General features: G+C 70.7%; 13 protein-coding genes. 9 read left to right on the top strand and 4 right to left on the bottom strand.

Going from position 1 to position 16,104, the window contains the following annotated elements; translation table 11 throughout:
• Positions 1 to 44: 44 nt before the first annotated feature.
• On the top strand, positions 45 to 473 hold the full coding sequence (locus tag CNQ36_RS08670; protein ID WP_040907473.1) for a VOC family protein: 429 nt from the start codon (positions 45 to 47) through the stop codon (positions 471 to 473).
• A 15-nt stretch (positions 474 to 488) separates the two neighbouring features.
• Here the strand turns inward: CNQ36_RS08670 and CNQ36_RS08665 are convergent, their stop codons facing one another.
• Both CNQ36_RS08665 and CNQ36_RS08660 read right to left on the bottom strand, forming a co-directional pair.
• The gene (locus CNQ36_RS08665; RefSeq protein ID WP_121545556.1) at positions 489 to 1,043 is read right to left on the bottom strand and encodes a methylated-DNA--[protein]-cysteine S-methyltransferase; all 555 of its coding nucleotides are present in this window, start codon (positions 1,041 to 1,043) and stop codon (positions 489 to 491) included.
• A gap of 44 nt (positions 1,044 to 1,087) precedes the next feature.
• The gene (locus tag CNQ36_RS08660; RefSeq protein WP_004932636.1) at positions 1,088 to 1,960 is read right to left on the bottom strand and encodes a glycerophosphodiester phosphodiesterase; all 873 of its coding nucleotides are present in this window, start codon (positions 1,958 to 1,960) and stop codon (positions 1,088 to 1,090) included.
• A gap of 276 nt (positions 1,961 to 2,236) precedes the next feature.
• Between CNQ36_RS08660 and CNQ36_RS08655 the strand changes: the two genes are divergently transcribed.
• The 7 genes from CNQ36_RS08655 (at position 2,237) to aroQ (ending at position 11,402) form a co-directional block, all read left to right on the top strand.
• Positions 2,237 to 3,100, top strand: a complete 864-nt coding sequence (locus CNQ36_RS08655) for an MHYT domain-containing protein (protein ID WP_121545555.1) — start codon at positions 2,237 to 2,239, stop codon at positions 3,098 to 3,100.
• A 40-nt stretch (positions 3,101 to 3,140) separates the two neighbouring features.
• On the top strand, positions 3,141 to 5,282 hold the full coding sequence (uvrB, locus tag CNQ36_RS08650; RefSeq protein ID WP_121545554.1) for an excinuclease ABC subunit UvrB: 2,142 nt from the start codon (positions 3,141 to 3,143) through the stop codon (positions 5,280 to 5,282).
• 134 nt (positions 5,283 to 5,416) lie between these two features.
• Complete coding sequence (locus tag CNQ36_RS08645; protein WP_004932642.1) at positions 5,417 to 5,995, top strand: TerD family protein; 579 nt, start codon at positions 5,417 to 5,419, stop codon at positions 5,993 to 5,995.
• A 52-nt stretch (positions 5,996 to 6,047) separates the two neighbouring features.
• Complete coding sequence (locus CNQ36_RS08640; RefSeq protein WP_121545553.1) at positions 6,048 to 8,054, top strand: TerD family protein; 2,007 nt, start codon at positions 6,048 to 6,050, stop codon at positions 8,052 to 8,054.
• Between the two features lie 287 nt (positions 8,055 to 8,341).
• On the top strand, positions 8,342 to 9,343 hold the full coding sequence (locus CNQ36_RS08635) for a TerC/Alx family metal homeostasis membrane protein (protein WP_121545552.1): 1,002 nt from the start codon (positions 8,342 to 8,344) through the stop codon (positions 9,341 to 9,343).
• Between the two features lie 285 nt (positions 9,344 to 9,628).
• On the top strand, positions 9,629 to 10,729 hold the full coding sequence (locus tag CNQ36_RS08630) for a calcium:cation antiporter (protein WP_121545551.1): 1,101 nt from the start codon (positions 9,629 to 9,631) through the stop codon (positions 10,727 to 10,729).
• A gap of 199 nt (positions 10,730 to 10,928) precedes the next feature.
• On the top strand, positions 10,929 to 11,402 hold the full coding sequence (gene aroQ / locus CNQ36_RS08625) for a type II 3-dehydroquinate dehydratase (RefSeq protein WP_121545550.1): 474 nt from the start codon (positions 10,929 to 10,931) through the stop codon (positions 11,400 to 11,402).
• Between the two features lie 6 nt (positions 11,403 to 11,408).
• Here aroQ and CNQ36_RS08620 read toward each other — a convergent pair whose 3' ends face one another.
• Entirely contained in the window at positions 11,409 to 12,065 is a 657-nt protein-coding gene (locus tag CNQ36_RS08620; RefSeq protein WP_004932655.1) for an MBL fold metallo-hydrolase, read from the bottom strand.
• A gap of 44 nt (positions 12,066 to 12,109) precedes the next feature.
• Positions 12,110 to 12,799 carry a maleylpyruvate isomerase family mycothiol-dependent enzyme gene (locus tag CNQ36_RS08615; protein WP_121545549.1) on the bottom strand — a complete coding sequence of 230 codons (690 nt, stop codon included), beginning with the start codon at positions 12,797 to 12,799 and terminating at the stop codon, positions 12,110 to 12,112.
• 223 nt (positions 12,800 to 13,022) lie between these two features.
• Here CNQ36_RS08615 and uvrA point away from each other — a divergent pair, with 223 nt between their 5' ends.
• On the top strand, positions 13,023 to 16,046 hold the full coding sequence (uvrA, locus tag CNQ36_RS08610) for an excinuclease ABC subunit UvrA (protein WP_121545548.1): 3,024 nt from the start codon (positions 13,023 to 13,025) through the stop codon (positions 16,044 to 16,046).
• Positions 16,047 to 16,104 lie beyond the last annotated feature (58 nt).

Raw genomic sequence — 16,104 nt, 5'->3', positions numbered from 1 at the left:
CAAACCCCTTGCGCGCACTCATGGGCGTCACGGAGGCTGTGGCCATGACGGAGCACACGACACGCCTCGACCACATCGTGCTGTGGGTGAACGACCCCATCGCCGCCGCCGGCTTCTACGAGAAGGCCGTCGGACTGGAGCCCGTCAGGCTCACCGACTACTCCGCCGGCGAGGCGCCCTTCCCCTCGGTGCGGGTCAACGAGGAGACGATCCTCGACCTGATGCCGCGGGCCAAGGCCGAGCGGATGGGCATGCTCCCCGGGGCCGCGGAGAGCTCGGGTCATCCCGTCAACCACGTGTGTCTGTCGCTGCCGTCGGGGGACTTCGACGCGCTGCGCGGCCGGCTGGAGGAGGGCTCCGTGCCGGTGTCCGAGATCTCGCACGACTCGTTCGGCGCGCGGGGACCGGCCCGGCGCAGCTTCTACTTCCGCGACCCGGACGGCAACGTCTTCGAGGCGCGGCACTACGACTGAGGCCGTCCCCGCGTCCTAGAACAGGGGCTCGGGGAGGACGCCCTCCAGGGCCAGGAGGCGGCGCTTGGTCTCCAGGCCGCCTCCGAAGCCGCCGATGCCGCCGCCGCTCTCCACGACCCGGTGGCACGGCACGACCACCGGCAGCGGATTGGCGCCCATCGCCATGCCCACGGCCTGCGCGGCGCCGGGCTGGCCGACCCGGCCCGCCAGATCGCCGTACCCGACGACCGTGCCGAAGGGCACCCCGGAGGCCAGCTCCCGCAGCACCTCGCGGTTGAAGCCCGATATCAGCGACCAGTCCAGAGGCAGCTCGAAGCCGTGCCGCTCGCCGGCGAAGTACGCCTCCACCTGGCGTATCGCCTCCGCCAGCAGCGGCGAGGCGGGGTCCTCCACCGGTTCGGCGCCCAGCCGGGACGCCAGCCGCTCCAGCGCGCCGTCGCGCACCTCGTCCGTGGCGTGGAAGACGACGTTGACCAGGCCCTCGCGGGTCGCGGCCAGCAGCAGCGGGCCGATGCCGGTGCCGACGACGGCCCACACCACCCGCTGCTCGTACTGCCCATGGCTGTCCATGCGCCTCACCGTACGGCCCGCCACTGACAACGCGGGCGGAAGCCTCAGCCGCCCACCGCGTCCCGCACCACGTCGGGCGTGTTGGTGATGATCCCGTCGACCCCGTACCCGGCGACCCGCCGGGCGGCCGCCGCGTCGTTCACGGTCCAGGTGCACACCTCCAGCGGCTTGCCGTGCGGTCCCTTGAAGGCGTGCACGGCGGCGACGTAACCGGAGGAGAGGGAACCGTACGAGGGGTTGATCTGGTCGGTGAAGGCCGCGTACGCGGGCAGGTCCGACACCGGCGGCGTGCCCAGGAACCCCGTCTTCACCGCGGGCCGCAGATCGTGGACCGTCCGTACGCTGTCCGCGCTGAAGCTCTGCACGACCAGCCGCTGCCCCACGTGCCCGCGGTCCAGCCAGCCCTCGTTGCCCAGCACCTTGATGATCTCGCCCTCGATGCCGGGGTACAGCTGAGGGTTCTTGATCTCCAGCAGCAGCTTCTGGCCGTGCAGTTCGACACGGCGCACGTACTGTTCCAGCGTCGGCACGCGCGCGCCCGCGTACGCGGGGTCGAACCAGCTGCCCGCGTCCAGCCGGGCTATCTCCGCGGCGGTGAAGTCCTTCACCTTCCACGGCGCCCGGTCGGGGAAGACCTGCTCGGCGTCCGTGGTGCGCTGGAGGCTGTCGTCGTGCAGGACGACGAGTTCACCGTCCCTGGTCCGCTGGACGTCGTTCTCCACCCAGTCCGCGCCGAGTTCGGCCGCCCTGTCGACGGCGGCCAGGGTGTTCTCGGGGGCGTACGCGGACGCGCCCCGGTGGGCTATCACCAGGGGCGGCGCGGAGCTCTCGGCGGCCCGCGCGGGGGAGAGCGGGAGCAGGAGGGCGGCGGTCCCCAGGAGCGCGGTGGTCGATGCGGCGACAGCGCGTGCGTGCATGCGTACTCCTCGCGTCGAACGATCACATTGAGCTCAACTGTGACAGCAGACGGTCAACGCGAGACGGGTGCGGGATGGCCACAGATTGAACGGGGTTGCCCGAACTCCGCACACTGGTGCCACACACCTGGGGCAAGGACGTGTTTCTTTGCCGGAAAGTCGTTCGACCATTCCGGTGGGGTCATACTCTCTGCGTCACCCGGACCGCCGTCGCGGCCCTGGGAGGGGGCTCATTTCAGTACGTTGTGGGACGAACAGGCGGAAGGGCAGCCGCGCATGCAGAGCACGGTCGACGGATTCAGCTACGGCCTGGTCACACCACTGGTGGCCTTCCTCATGGCCTGCCTCGGAGGCGCCCTGGGCCTGCGCTGCACCACCAGAGCCATGCGGATGTCCCGCAGCTGGCGGCCCGGCTGGCTCGCCCTCGGCTCCGCCGCCATCGGCTCCGGCATATGGACGATGCACTTCGTCGCCATGACGGGCTTCAGCATCGAGGGCACACCGATCCACTACGACCGGGCCATGACGTTCGCGAGCCTGGCCGTCGCCGTCGTCATGGTGGGCGTCGGGATCTTCATCGTCGGCTACCGGGGCGCCTCCGGGACCGCGCTGTTCACCGGGGGCACCATCACCGGCCTCGGCATCGCCTCGATGCACTACCTCGGCATGGCCGGGATGAGCCTCGACGGACGCCTGGAGTACGACGGCCTCACCGTCGCCGCGTCCGTGGTCATCGCCATGGCGGCCGCCAGCGCGGCCCTGTGGGCGGCCGGACAGGTGAAGGGCTTCCTGTGGAGCGTGGGAGCCAGCCTCGTCATGGGACTGGCGGTCACCGGGATGCACTACACCGGCATGGCCGCCCTCGACGTCCACGTCCACGGCACGGCCGAGCCCGCCGTGGGGGAGTCCGCGGCCGCCCTGCTCGGACCGATGATGGCCGGCCCGCTCGCGCTCCTCGTCCTCGCGGGCGTCGTGGTGATCTTCGACCCGCTGATCGTCGCGGGCGGAACCGTCGCGCCCCCCGCCGAGCACAAGCCCGGCGTCCCCGCCCACTCGCCGGCCCACCACCGCCCGGCCCGCTCCCGGCTGCGGGCCCGCGGGCCGGTGGAGCGCCGATCCCGGACCCCGCAGCGCCGCTGATCACCGCCCGTTGTCAGTGGGGGGTCGTACGGTGGATGACATGCGGCCCGTTTCCCAGATCGAACGCTCGGTGGCGCCCTTCGAGGTCGTCAGCCCCTACCAGCCCAACGGCGACCAGCCGACGGCCATCGCCGACCTCGCCCGGCGCATCGGAGCAGGCGAGAAGGACGTCGTCCTGCTCGGCGCGACCGGCACCGGCAAGTCCGCCACCACCGCGTGGATGATCGAGAAACTCCAGCGCCCCACCCTGGTCATGGCGCCGAACAAGACGCTCGCCGCCCAGCTGGCCAACGAGTTCCGCGAGCTCCTGCCGAACAACGCCGTCGAGTACTTCGTCTCGTACTACGACTACTACCAGCCCGAGGCGTACGTCCCGCAGTCGGACACCTACATCGAGAAGGACTCCTCGATCAACGAGGAGGTCGAGCGGCTGCGCCACTCGGCGACCAACTCGCTGCTCACCCGCCGCGACGTCGTCGTGGTCGCCTCCGTCTCCTGCATCTACGGCCTGGGCACGCCGCAGGAGTACGTGGACCGCATGGTCCCCCTCCGCGTCGGCGACGAGTTCGACCGGGACGAGCTGCTGCGCCGCTTCGTCGACATCCAGTACACGCGCAACGACATGGCGTTCACCCGTGGCACCTTCCGCGTCCGCGGCGACACCATCGAGATCTTCCCGGTCTACGAGGAGCTCGCCGTCCGCATCGAGATGTTCGGCGACGAGATCGAGGCGCTGTCCACGCTCCACCCGCTCACCGGCGAGATCATCAGCGACGACCAGCAGCTGTACATCTTCCCCGCCTCGCACTACGTCGCCGGCCCCGAGCGCCTGGAGCGCGCGGTCAACGACATCGAGAAGGAACTCGGCGAGCGCCTGACCGACCTGGAGAAGCAGGGCAAGCTGCTGGAGGCCCAGCGCCTGCGGATGCGCACCACGTACGACATCGAGATGCTCCGCCAGATCGGCTCCTGCTCCGGCGTGGAGAACTACTCGATGCACTTCGACGGCCGCTCGCCCGGCTCCCCGCCGAACACCCTGCTCGACTACTTCCCGGACGACTTCCTCCTCGTCATCGACGAGTCGCACGTCACCGTGCCGCAGATCGGCGCCATGTACGAGGGCGACGCCTCCCGCAAGCGCACCCTCGTCGACCACGGCTTCCGGCTCCCCTCGGCGCTCGACAACCGGCCGCTGAAGTGGGAGGAGTTCCAGGAGCGCGTCGGCCAGACCGTCTACCTGTCCGCCACCCCCGGCCAGTACGAGCTGTCCCGCTCGGACGGCGTCGTCGAGCAGATCATCCGGCCCACCGGCCTCGTCGACCCCGAGGTCGTGGTCAAGCCCACCGAGGGCCAGATCGACGACCTGGTGCACGAGATCCGCACCCGCGTGGAGAAGGACGAACGCGTCCTGGTCACCACCCTCACCAAGAAGATGGCCGAGGACCTCACCGACTACTTCCTGGAACTCGGCATCCAGGTGCGCTACCTGCACAGCGACGTCGACACCCTGCGCCGGGTGGAGCTGCTGCGGGAGCTGCGCAGCGGCGAGTACGACGTCCTCGTTGGCATCAACCTGCTGCGGGAGGGGCTCGACCTGCCCGAGGTGTCCCTGGTGGCCATCCTCGACGCCGACAAGGAGGGCTTCCTGCGCTCCGGCACCTCCCTGATCCAGACCATCGGCCGCGCGGCGCGCAACGTCTCCGGCCAGGTGCACATGTACGCCGACAAGATCACCCCGGCGATGGAGAAGGCCATCGACGAGACCAACCGCCGCCGGGAGAAGCAGGTCGCGTACAACACGGCGAACGGCATCGACCCGCAGCCGCTGCGCAAGAAGATCAACGACATCGTGGCGCAGATCGCCCGCGAGGACATCGACACCGAGCAGCTGCTCGGCTCCGGCTACCGCCAGGCCAAGAAGGACGGCGGCGGTACCAAGGCGCCCGTCCCCTCCCTCGGCGGCAAGGCGGCCAAGGGAGCGAAGAGCGCCAAGGGCAGGGCCGCCGAGACCGTGCCGACCGACCGCCCCGCCGCCGAGCTCACCGAGCAGATCGAGGAGCTCACCGCGCGGATGCGGACCGCCGCCGCGGACCTCCAGTTCGAGATCGCGGCCCGGCTGCGCGACGAGGTGTCCGAGATGAAGAAGGAGCTGCGGCAGATGCAGGAGGCCGGTCTCTCCTGACGGCCGCGCACGGTGTGTTGCAAGAACGACACAAAGTGCGGCCCTGGGTACGTCACTGTCAGTGCCCCTGCGTAGGGTTCTGGTCAACCGCGATCGCGCGGCAACAGGGGACAGTTCGAGAGGGGAATCAGCGCGTGACCGTCAACATGACCAAGGGTCAGGCCATCAGTCTGCAGAAGAACGACGGAGGCAGCCTGACCGCCGTGCGCATGGGTCTCGGCTGGCAGGCGGCTCCCCGTCGTGGCCTGTTCGGCTCGCGCACCCGCGAGATCGACCTGGACGCCTCCGCCGTCCTGTTCGCCGACAAGCAGCCGGTCGACGTCGTCTTCTTCCGTCACCTGGTGAGCGACGACGGCTCCGTGCGCCACACCGGCGACAACCTCGTCGGCGGTGTCGGCCAGGGCGGCGACGACGAGGCCGTCCTCGTCGACCTCTCCCGGGTCCCGGTCCACATCGACCAGATCGTCTTCACCGTGAACTCCTTCACGGGCCAGACCTTCCAGGAGGTGCAGAACGCGTTCTGCCGCCTCGTCGACGAGACCAACGGCCAGGAGCTCGCCCGCTACACGCTGGCCGGCGGCGGGGCCTACACGGCCCAGATCATGGCCAAGGTGCACCGCTCGGGTTCGGGCTGGACGATGACGGCCCTCGGCAACCCGGCCAACGGCCGCACCTTCCAGGACCTGATGCCGGCGATCCTGCCGGTTCTCTAGGCACCGACGGCGATCTGCGCAGCCACACACGCGACACGGGGGGACGAAGGCGATGACGGCCGAGCTGGTGCGGGGACAGAACCACCCGCTTTCCCAGTCCCGTCTGGAGATCCGGGTCTCGGCCGGCACGCCGGTCGTGGCCGCGGCCGCGCTCGGTGACGAGACCGGCCGGATCCACGGAGTGGAGTGGGTGGCCCACCCGGGCGCACCCACCCAGCCCGGTCTGGAGGTGTCGCGTCAGGCGGCAGCCGACCACCGTCTCGCGGTGGACCTGGATGCCATGACGGACGCGGTCCACCGCGTCAGTGTGCTGCTCGCCCTGCCCGTCCCGGACGGCGGCCCGGGACCCGCCCGGTTCGGCGCCGTCGCGGCCCCCTTCGTCGCCGTCACCGGCCTGGACGGCGACGAGGTCGCCAGCTACACCATCACCGGCCTGGAGGCCGAGACGGCCGTCGTCGCCCTGGAGCTCTACCGGCGGCAGGGCGCCTGGAAGGTGCGCGCCGTCGGCCAGGGCTACGCCGGCGGGCTGGCCGAACTCCTCACCGACCAGGGCCTGCCCGAGGCCGTCCCGCTCGCGGGCAGCATCAACGAGGCGGTCGCGCGGGGCCTCGCCCGCTCCGTGCAGGCGCCCCCGCCCCGCACCGCCGACGGCGACCGCTCCCGCCAGCCGGCCGCCCCCGCGGTCGGCCCCGACCAGGGCGGCGCCGCACCGCAGGGCGCCCCCGGCGCCGTACCCCCGTCGTACGGCGGGCAGCCGGGCGGCGGCCCGGGACAGACCGGACCGCAGCCGTCGTACGGCGCGGGCGGCGCCGCGGACCCGTCCACGACCCCGGGCGGCCCGATCGACTACAGCCACCCGCGCCGGCAGACATCCGCCCCGCCGCCGCCCCCGCCCACCGCGCCGCCGGCGCGGCCCGGACAGCCGGCCCAGCCCGTCGCGGGCGACGCGACCGGCTGGTCGATGGAGGAGCGGCTGTACAACCAGGTGTGGGGCATGTTCGAGGACCTGGCCCGCACCACCGCCGCCTACCGCAGCGCCGCCGACTTCGCCGAGTCACGGATGGACAAGGAGCTCGAGCAGGCTCTGTCCGACCCGCGCAGCCGGATCGGCGGCCAGGGCGACGCGGCCCGCGAGGCAGCCCGGGCCCGGCACGCCCAGCTGGTCGCCCAGGCGCGCGAGGCCCTCGACCGGGACCTCGCCCAGCTCGTCGCCGAGGCCGACGTCGTCGAGCCCGCCCTGCCCCCGGCGTTCGCCCGCTGGGACAACCCCGCCTGGCACGCCTACCGGGTGCCCATGGAGATACCCATGGCGCTGCGCCTGGGCGACCTCCGGCTGCCCGAGGCCGACCGGATCCGCATCCCGATGCTGCTCCGGCTGCCGCTGGAGCGCGGGCTGTGGATCGACAGCGGACGCACCGACTCGGTCGACGGGACGTTCACCGACTCCCACGACATGCGGCGCCTCGCGATGGAGACGGCGGTGGCGCACGCGGCGCGGCTGCTCGCCGTCTACCCGGCGGGCGAGTTCACCGTGCACGTCATCGATCCGGCCGGATCCGGGGCACAGGCGCTGGCGCCGCTGACGCGGACCGGCGTGCTGGCGGCCCCGCCGGCCCAGGGCGCCGCGGGTGTGACGGACGTACTGGGCAGGCTCACCCAGCGGGTCGACCTGGTGCAGATGGCGCTGCGCGGAGGCGCCCCGGACGCGCTGCCGCCCGGCTTCGACACCTCCCAGCAGCTGTTGATCGTCAACGACTTCCCGCACGGCTTCGACGACCGCGCCGTCAACCAGCTGCGCTATCTCGCCGACGAGGGACCGTCCGTCGGGGTCCATCTGATGATGGTCGCCGACCGCGGTGAGTCCGCGGGCTACGGCCCGCTCCTCGACCCGCTGTGGCGGGCGCTGCTGCGGCTGACGCCCGTGCCCGACGACCATCTGGCCGACCCATGGGTCGGCCACGCCTGGACGTACGAGCCGCCGGTCGTCCCGCCGGGCAGCCAGATCCTCGACCAGGTGCTCACCCAGGTCGCCGCGGCCCGCCGCTCATGGAACAGGTGACGCCCGCACCCCTCTTGATCAAGGCTGTGCAAAGCCCCGCGACCTGCGGCTTTGTAACTTCCTTTACTTGAGCCTTTACCAATCCTTGGTGATTGGGTATCTTTGACCGCACGGAGGGGAGTACTCCCTGTCTGTGCGGCGACCCCGTCAATACGGATCAGGCCAGATCCCGGGGCGTCGGCCCAAGGACCGTCCGGGCGCAGTAGAGCGCCGGAGGTCCGGGTGGAAGAGACCTCCGGCAGCGACGACGCTGACATTTGCCCTGTGACGTATCTGCCGGAGGCGCAGTGGATGTTTCCGTGACCCTATGGGTCCTGACGATCTTGGGCCTGAGCGCCCTCATCGCGGTCGACTTCTTCATCGGCCGCAAACCGCACGACGTTTCCATCAAGGAAGCCGGGATCTGGACCATCGTCTGGATCGTCCTGGCCGCGCTCTTCGGGCTCGGCCTGCTGGTCTTCGGCGGTGGCCAGCCCGCCGGTGAGTTCTTCGCCGGCTACATCACCGAGAAGTCGCTGAGCGTCGACAACCTCTTCGTCTTCGTCCTGATCATGGCGAAGTTCGCGGTGCCGTCGCAGTACCAGCAGCGGGTGCTCCTCGTCGGTGTGCTCGTCGCCCTGGTGCTGCGCACGATCTTCATCGCCGCCGGGGCCGCGATCATCGCCAACTTCTCGTGGGTGTTCTACCTCTTCGGCGCCTTCCTGATCTGGACCGCCTGGAAGCTCATCCAGGAGGCCCGGGCCGACGAGGAGGACGAGGAGTTCGAGGAGAACAAGCTGCTCAAGGCCGCCGAGCGCCGCTTCGGCGTGGCCGACCGGTACCACGGCACCAAGCTGTGGATCGAGGAGAACGGCAAGCGGGTCATGACCCCGATGCTCGTCGTGATGCTCGCCATCGGCACCACGGACGTCCTCTTCGCGCTCGACTCGATCCCCGCGATCTTCGGCCTGACGCAGGACCCGTACATCGTGTTCACGGCGAACGCGTTCGCGCTGATGGGCCTCAGGCAGCTGTACTTCCTCATCGGCGGCCTGCTGAAGAAGCTGGTCCACCTGTCCTACGGCCTGTCGATCATCCTGGGCTTCATCGGCGTGAAGCTGGTGCTCCACGCACTGCACGAGTCCGGGGTACACGTTCCCGAGATCAGCATCCCGGTCTCGCTGGGCGTGATCTGCTCGGTCCTGATCGTCACCACGATCACCAGCCTCCGGGCCTCCCGGAAGCAGGCGGAGGCCGAGGCGGGCGGGGGCCCGGAGGGGAACCCCCAGAAGCAGGACATAGACGTCTGACCCTGTCGGACACCGGAGCACCGGCACCGGGAGCGGCGGTCGGCACCTCGCCGGCCACCGCTTCCGGTGCGGCATGTTCCACCCCGGCGCCGCGCGGCGGCGCCGGGCCCATACGACTCGTACGAGGAGGCCATGCGTGACCATGATGACCCCGAGACGATCAGGATCGCGGAGCGGAGGGGTGCGCCGCACGGCGGTGACACCCCCCGCGCCTCCTGGAATCGGCCGGTGGTCCGAGGGCCTCGGTAAGGTGCGGTGCCGCTTCGCGTCTGCGACGATCACCACATGACCGCTCGGCTCAGGCTCGCGGCCCAGTGGACAACCCTGGTGCCGGTGTTCGCCGTAGTCCTGCTGGTCCTGACCTGGGGACGTGAACTGCCCGGCTGGATCGTCGCGGTGGTGACCCTGGTCCTCGCGGGCGCCGTGCTGGCCGCAGTGCACCACGCGGAGGTGGTCGCCCACCGGGTCGGTGAGCCGTTCGGCTCCCTGGTGCTGGCGGTCGCCGTCACCGTCATCGAGGTGGCGCTGATCGTCACGCTGATGATCGACGGCGGGGACAAGAGCGCGACGCTCGCCAGAGACACCGTGTTCGCGGCCGTGATGATCACCGTCAACGGCATCCTCGGACTGAGTCTGCTGGTGGGATCACTGCGTCACGGCACGGCGGTCTTCAATTCGGAGGGCACCGGCGCCGCCCTCGCCACCGTCGCGACGCTGGCGACCCTCAGCCTCGTGCTCCCGACGTTCACCACGAGCAAGCCGGGTCCGGAGTTCTCCACCGTGCAGCTCACGTTCGCGGCGGTCTCCTCGCTGATCCTCTACGCCCTCTTCGTGGCGACGCAGACGGTGCGACATCGCGACTACTTCCTGCCGATCGTCAAACAGAGCGAGAAGGCCAGCCCGGTGGAGGAGCACGCGGAGGCCCCCACCACGCGCGTCGCCCTGATCAGTCTCGGGCTGCTGGGCCTGGCCCTGATCGGAGTGGTCGGCCTGGCCAAAGGGGTCTCGCCCACGATCGAGTCCGGCGTGGAAGCGGCCGGGCTGCCGCACTCCGTGGTCGGTGTGGTCATCGCCCTGCTGGTCCTCCTCCCGGAGACCATCGCCGCGGTGCGCGCCGCGCGCCGCAACCAGGTGCAGACCAGCATGAACCTGGCGCTCGGCTCGGCCATGGCGAGCATCGGCCTGACCATCCCGGCCGTCGCGCTGGCGTCCCTCTGGCTCACCGGCCCGCTCGTCCTCGGCCTCGGCAACACCCATCTGGTGCTGCTCGCCCTGACCATGGTGGTGGGCGCGCTGACCGTCGTTCCCGGACGCGCCACACCGCTCCAGGGAGGCGTGCACCTGGTGCTGCTCGCCGCCTATCTGGAGCTGGCGCTCAACCCGTAGGACGGATTTCCGTACCCGTGTGCCCGGGGTCCGCGTCGGAGACGACGGGGCCCCGGGCACGGCCGTTCTCCCGCGCGCGTGACCGGCGTCCCGGGGTCGACGCGCCCGGCGCCGAACGGCCGTACTGCACACCGTGATAGACCGGGTCCGAGCAGCGGCTCCGGTGGGAGCCGCGTCACCCCGACGGACCGGAGGAACCGTGCCCCGCAACCTGGCCAGCGCCCCCATCATGATCCTCAACGGCCCCAACCTGAACCTGCTGGGACAGCGCCAGCCGGAGATCTACGGCTCCGACACGCTCGCCGACGTGGAGGCGATGTGCGCCAAGGCGGCCGCGGCGCGGGGCGGCACCGTGGACCTGCGGCAGTCCAACCACGAGGGCCAACTGGTGGACTGGATCCACGAGGCGCGCCTCAGCCACTGCGGGATCGTCATCAACCCCGGCGCCTACTCGCACACGTCCGTGGCGATCCTCGACGCCCTCCACACCTGTGACGGGCTGCCCGTGGTGGAGGTCCACATCTCCAACATCCACCGGCGCGAGTCCTTCCGGCACCACTCCTACGTCTCCCTGCGCGCCGACGGCGTCATCGCGGGGTGCGGCGTGCAGGGATACGTGTTCGCGGTGGAGCGGATCGCGGCGCTGGCCGGACCGGGACTGGCCGAGGCGTAGGCCCCGTCACCAGCCCCGCGCGCGCCACTCCGGCAGATGCGGGCGCTCGGCGCCCAGGGTGGTGTCGTCGCCGTGGCCGGGGTACACCCAGGTCTCGTCCGGCAGCACGTCGAAGATCTTGGTCTCGACGTCATGGATCAGGCTCGCGAACGCCTCCGGGTCCTTGTGGGTGTTGCCCACACCGCCCGGGAACAGACAGTCCCCGGTGAACACGTGCGGGTGCCCGTGGGGGTCGTCGTAGACGAGGGCGATCGAGCCGGGGGTGTGTCCGACCAGACGGCGGGCGGTGAGTTCCACCCGGCCGACGCGGACGATGTCGCCGTCGTCGACCGGCACGTCCGTCGGCACCGGGATGCCCTCGGCGTCCTCCCGGCCCGCGAGGGTCCGGGCGCCGGTGGCGGCGACGACCGCGGCGAGCGCCTGCCAGTGGTCGCCGTGCCGGTGGGTGGTGACGACGGACGCGATGCCGTCGTCACCGATCGTCCCCAGCAGGGCCTCCGCGTCGTTGGCCGCGTCGATCAGCACCTGCTCGTCGGTGGCCCGGCAACGCAGCAGATAGGCGTTGTTGTCCATGGGGCCGACCGCGATCTTGGTGATCATCAGGTCCTTGAGTTCGTGCACGTCGGCTGGGCCGCCGACCGTCACCCGACCGCTGTACGTCATGGCCGTCAGCCTATAGGGGGAAGCGCCGCCGGTCGTGCCGTCCCCTAGAGCGGCGGAAGCGACGGGAGGGCGCCGCCCTTCACGGTCAGGGCGGCGCCGTCCCGGCGGCCGGCCAGCCAGCCGAGCAGGTCGGCGGCCGTCCCGCCGACCGCGACCGGACCGCCGTCCGCCCCGCCGCCGGTGGTCCAGGTCCTGCCGTCCTCGGTGGCCAGGGCGGTCGGCGGCACGTCCCGGTGCCCGTCGAACCGTGCCGCCAGGAAGGCGATCTCCCGCTCCGTGAAGTCCGCCGGCAGGTCCTCCAGCTCGTAGCCGATCCCCAGGTCCACGTGGTGCAGCGCCACCTCCACCCAGCGCCGGAACGGCACCCGCTCCGCCCGGTCCGTGACCCCGTTGCGCAGTTCCACCTCGCGCGACCAGTCCGCCGGGGCCGCGCCCGCCGCACGGAAGCGCTCGGCGCTCTCCCGCACGTCGGCGAGGTGCGCGTCGAGGGGGCGCGGCGCGTCCCGCTCGATGTCGGCGTCCCGCGCCTCGGCGGACGCGTACATGGGGCGGCCCTCCAGGACGTTCACCAGGGCGTCCGCGTTGCGGGCCAGGTGGGCGAGCACATGGCCGCGGGTCCAGCCGGGAAGCCGTGACGACTGGGTCACAGCCGCGTTGTCCAGTGCGGCGGCCGCGCTGAGCAGCCGTTCGGTCGCTGCTTGTACAGACGCCAGGTCATCAGCGTGATCAATCATGGTGCTGACCCTAGCCCCGTCCCACCTTCGGGTGAAGGTGGTGAAGCACGACCCTAAATCGAATGCACGTGCTATAAGCTCGGGAGCGGCGTCGGGCATGCTGGAGAGCCGGGGTTTGTTGACAACCCGTGAATCCGAACCGGCGTTGTCAGTGGCTCCCCCTAGTCTGAGAAAGACGGGGGCCCCGCCCCTGTCACTTCTCTCAAGAAAGGTGCGGACCGGCGTGGCCGACCGTCTCATCGTCCGTGGAGCGCGCGAGCACAACCTCAAGAACGTCTCGCTCGATCTCCCGCGCGACTCGCTCATCGTCTTCACGGGCCTGTCGGGGTCGGGCAAGTCCTCACTGGCCTTCGACACGATCTTCGCCGAGGGCCAGCGGCGCTACGTGGAGTCGCTCTCCTCGTACGCCCGGCAGTTCCTCGGCCAGATGGACAAGCCGGACGTCGACTTCATCGAGGGCCTGTCCCCGGCGGTCTCCATCGACCAGAAGTCGACCTCCCGCAACCCGCGCTCCACGGTCGGCACCATCACCGAGGTCTACGACTACCTGCGTCTGCTCTTCGCGCGCATCGGCAAGCCGCACTGCCCCGAGTGCTCCCGGCCGATCTCCCGCCAGTCGCCGCAGGCCATCGTCGACAGGGTCCTGGAGCTCCCGGAGGGGAGCCGCTTCCAGGTGCTCTCGCCGCTGGTGCGCGAGCGCAAGGGCGAGTTCGTCGACCTCTTCTCCGACCTCCAGACCAAGGGCTACTCCCGCGCGCGGGTGGACGGCGAGACCGTCCAGCTCTCCAGCCCGCCCACCCTGAAGAAGCAGGAGAAGCACACCATCGAGGTGGTCGTCGACCGCCTCACGGTCAAGGACGGCGCCAAGCGCCGCCTGACCGACTCCGTGGAGACCGCCCTCGGGCTGTCCGGCGGCATGGTGGTGCTCGACTTCGTCGACCTCCCCGAGGACGACCCCGAGCGCGAGCGCATGTTCTCCGAGCACCTGTACTGCCCGTACGACGACCTGTCCTTCGAGGAGCTGGAGCCCCGCTCCTTCTCCTTCAACTCGCCCTTCGGCGCCTGCCCCGAGTGCACCGGCATCGGCACGCGCATGGAGGTCGACCCCGAGCTGATCGTCCCGGACCCGGACAAGACGCTCGACGAGGGCGCCATCCACCCCTGGTCGCACGGCCACACCAAGGACTACTTCGACCGTCTGATCGGCGCCCTCGCCGACGCCCTGGGCTTCCGCACCGACATCCCCTTCGCGGGACTGCCGCAGCGCGCCAGGAAGGCCCTGCTGTACGGCCACAAGACCCAGGTCGAGGTCCGCTACCGCAACCGCTACGGCCGGGAGCGCCGCTACACCACCGCCTTCGAGGGCGCCGTCCCCTTCGTCAAGCGCCGGCACAGCGAGGCCGAGAGCGACGCCGGCCGGGAGCGCTTCGAGGGCTACATGCGAGAGGTGCCCTGCCCCACGTGCGAGGGCACCCGGCTCAAGCCGGTCGTGCTCGCCGTCACCGTCATGGACAAGTCCATCGCCGAGGTCTCGGCGATGTCCATCAGCGACTGCGCCGACTTCCTGGGCGAGCTGAGGCTCACCGCCCGCGACAAGAAGATCGCCGAGCGCGTGCTCAAGGAGGTCAACGAGCGGCTGCGGTTCCTGGTCGACGTCGGCCTGGACTACCTCTCCCTGAACCGCGCGGCGGGCACGCTCTCCGGCGGCGAGGCCCAGCGCATCCGCCTGGCCACCCAGATCGGCTCCGGACTCGTCGGCGTGCTCTACGTCCTCGACGAGCCGTCCATCGGGCTGCACCAGCGCGACAACCACCGGCTGATCGAGACCCTGGTCCGGCTGCGCGACATGGGCAACACGCTCATCGTCGTCGAGCACGACGAGGACACCATTAAGGTCGCCGACTGGATCGTCGACATCGGCCCCGGCGCCGGGGAGCACGGCGGCAAGGTCGTGCACAGCGGCTCCCTCAAGGAGCTGCTCGCCAACGCCGAGTCGCAGACCGGCCAGTACCTGGCCGGCAAGAAGGCCATCCCGCTGCCCGACATCCGCCGCCCGCACGACCCGTCGCGCCGGCTCACGGTGCACGGCGCCCGCGAGAACAACCTCCAGGACATCGACGTGTCCTTCCCGCTGGGCGTGTTCACCGCGGTCACCGGTGTGTCCGGCTCCGGCAAGTCCACGCTGGTCAACGACATCCTGTACACCCACCTGGCCCGCGAGCTGAACGGCGCCCGCAGCGTGCCCGGACGGCACACCCGGGTGGACGGCGACGACCTCGTCGACAAGGTCGTCCACGTCGACCAGTCGCCCATCGGCCGCACCCCGCGCTCCAACCCGGCGACGTACACCGGTGTCTTCGACCACGTCCGCAAGCTGTTCGCCGAGACGACGGAGGCGAAGGTCCGCGGCTACATGCCCGGCCGCTTCTCCTTCAACGTCAAGGGCGGCCGCTGCGAGAACTGCGCGGGCGACGGCACGATCAAGATCGAGATGAACTTCCTCCCGGACGTGTACGTCCCGTGCGAGGTCTGCCACGGCGCCCGCTACAACCGGGAGACCCTGGAGGTCCACTACAAGGGCAAGTCCATCGCCGACGTCCTCAACATGCCGATCGAAGAGGCCATGAACTTCTTCGAGGCGGTCCCGGGCATCTCCCGCCACCTCACGACGCTCAACGACGTCGGACTCGGGTACGTCCGGCTCGGTCAGGCCGCGACCACCCTGTCCGGCGGTGAGGCGCAGCGCGTGAAGCTCGCGAGCGAGCTGCAGAAGCGCTCCACCGGCCGCACGGTCTACGTCCTGGACGAGCCGACCACCGGTCTGCACTTCGAGGACATCAGCAAGCTGCTGAAGGTCCTGTCCGGCCTGGTCGAGAAGGGCAACACGGTCATCGTCATCGAGCACAACCTCGACGTGATCAAGACGGCGGACTGGGTCGTCGACATGGGTCCCGAGGGCGGCGCGGGCGGCGGCCTGGTCGTCGCGGAGGGCACCCCGGAGCAGATCGCCGCCGTGCCGGCCAGCCACACCGGGAAGTTCCTGCAGGACATCCTGGGCGCGGAGCGGATCAGCGACGCCGCCGAGGTGCGGGCCCCGCGCAGGACGGCCGCGAAGAAGACGGCCGCCGCCAGGACCGGCGCCAGGAAGACCGCCACCAAGGCGGTCGGCGGCACCACCGCCAAGAAGGCGGCCACCAAGGCCACCAAGGCCCCCGCGAAGAAGACGACGCGGGCGACCAAGGCCTGACCGGCACGCACCGGCACGCGCCGTGCCGCGGGGGAGACCCGCGGCACGGCGCGTGCGT

The organism is Streptomyces fungicidicus (assembly GCF_003665435.1).
Taxonomy (GTDB): domain Bacteria; phylum Actinomycetota; class Actinomycetes; order Streptomycetales; family Streptomycetaceae; genus Streptomyces; species Streptomyces fungicidicus.
This window is presented reverse-complemented; position numbering and strand designations above follow the sequence as displayed.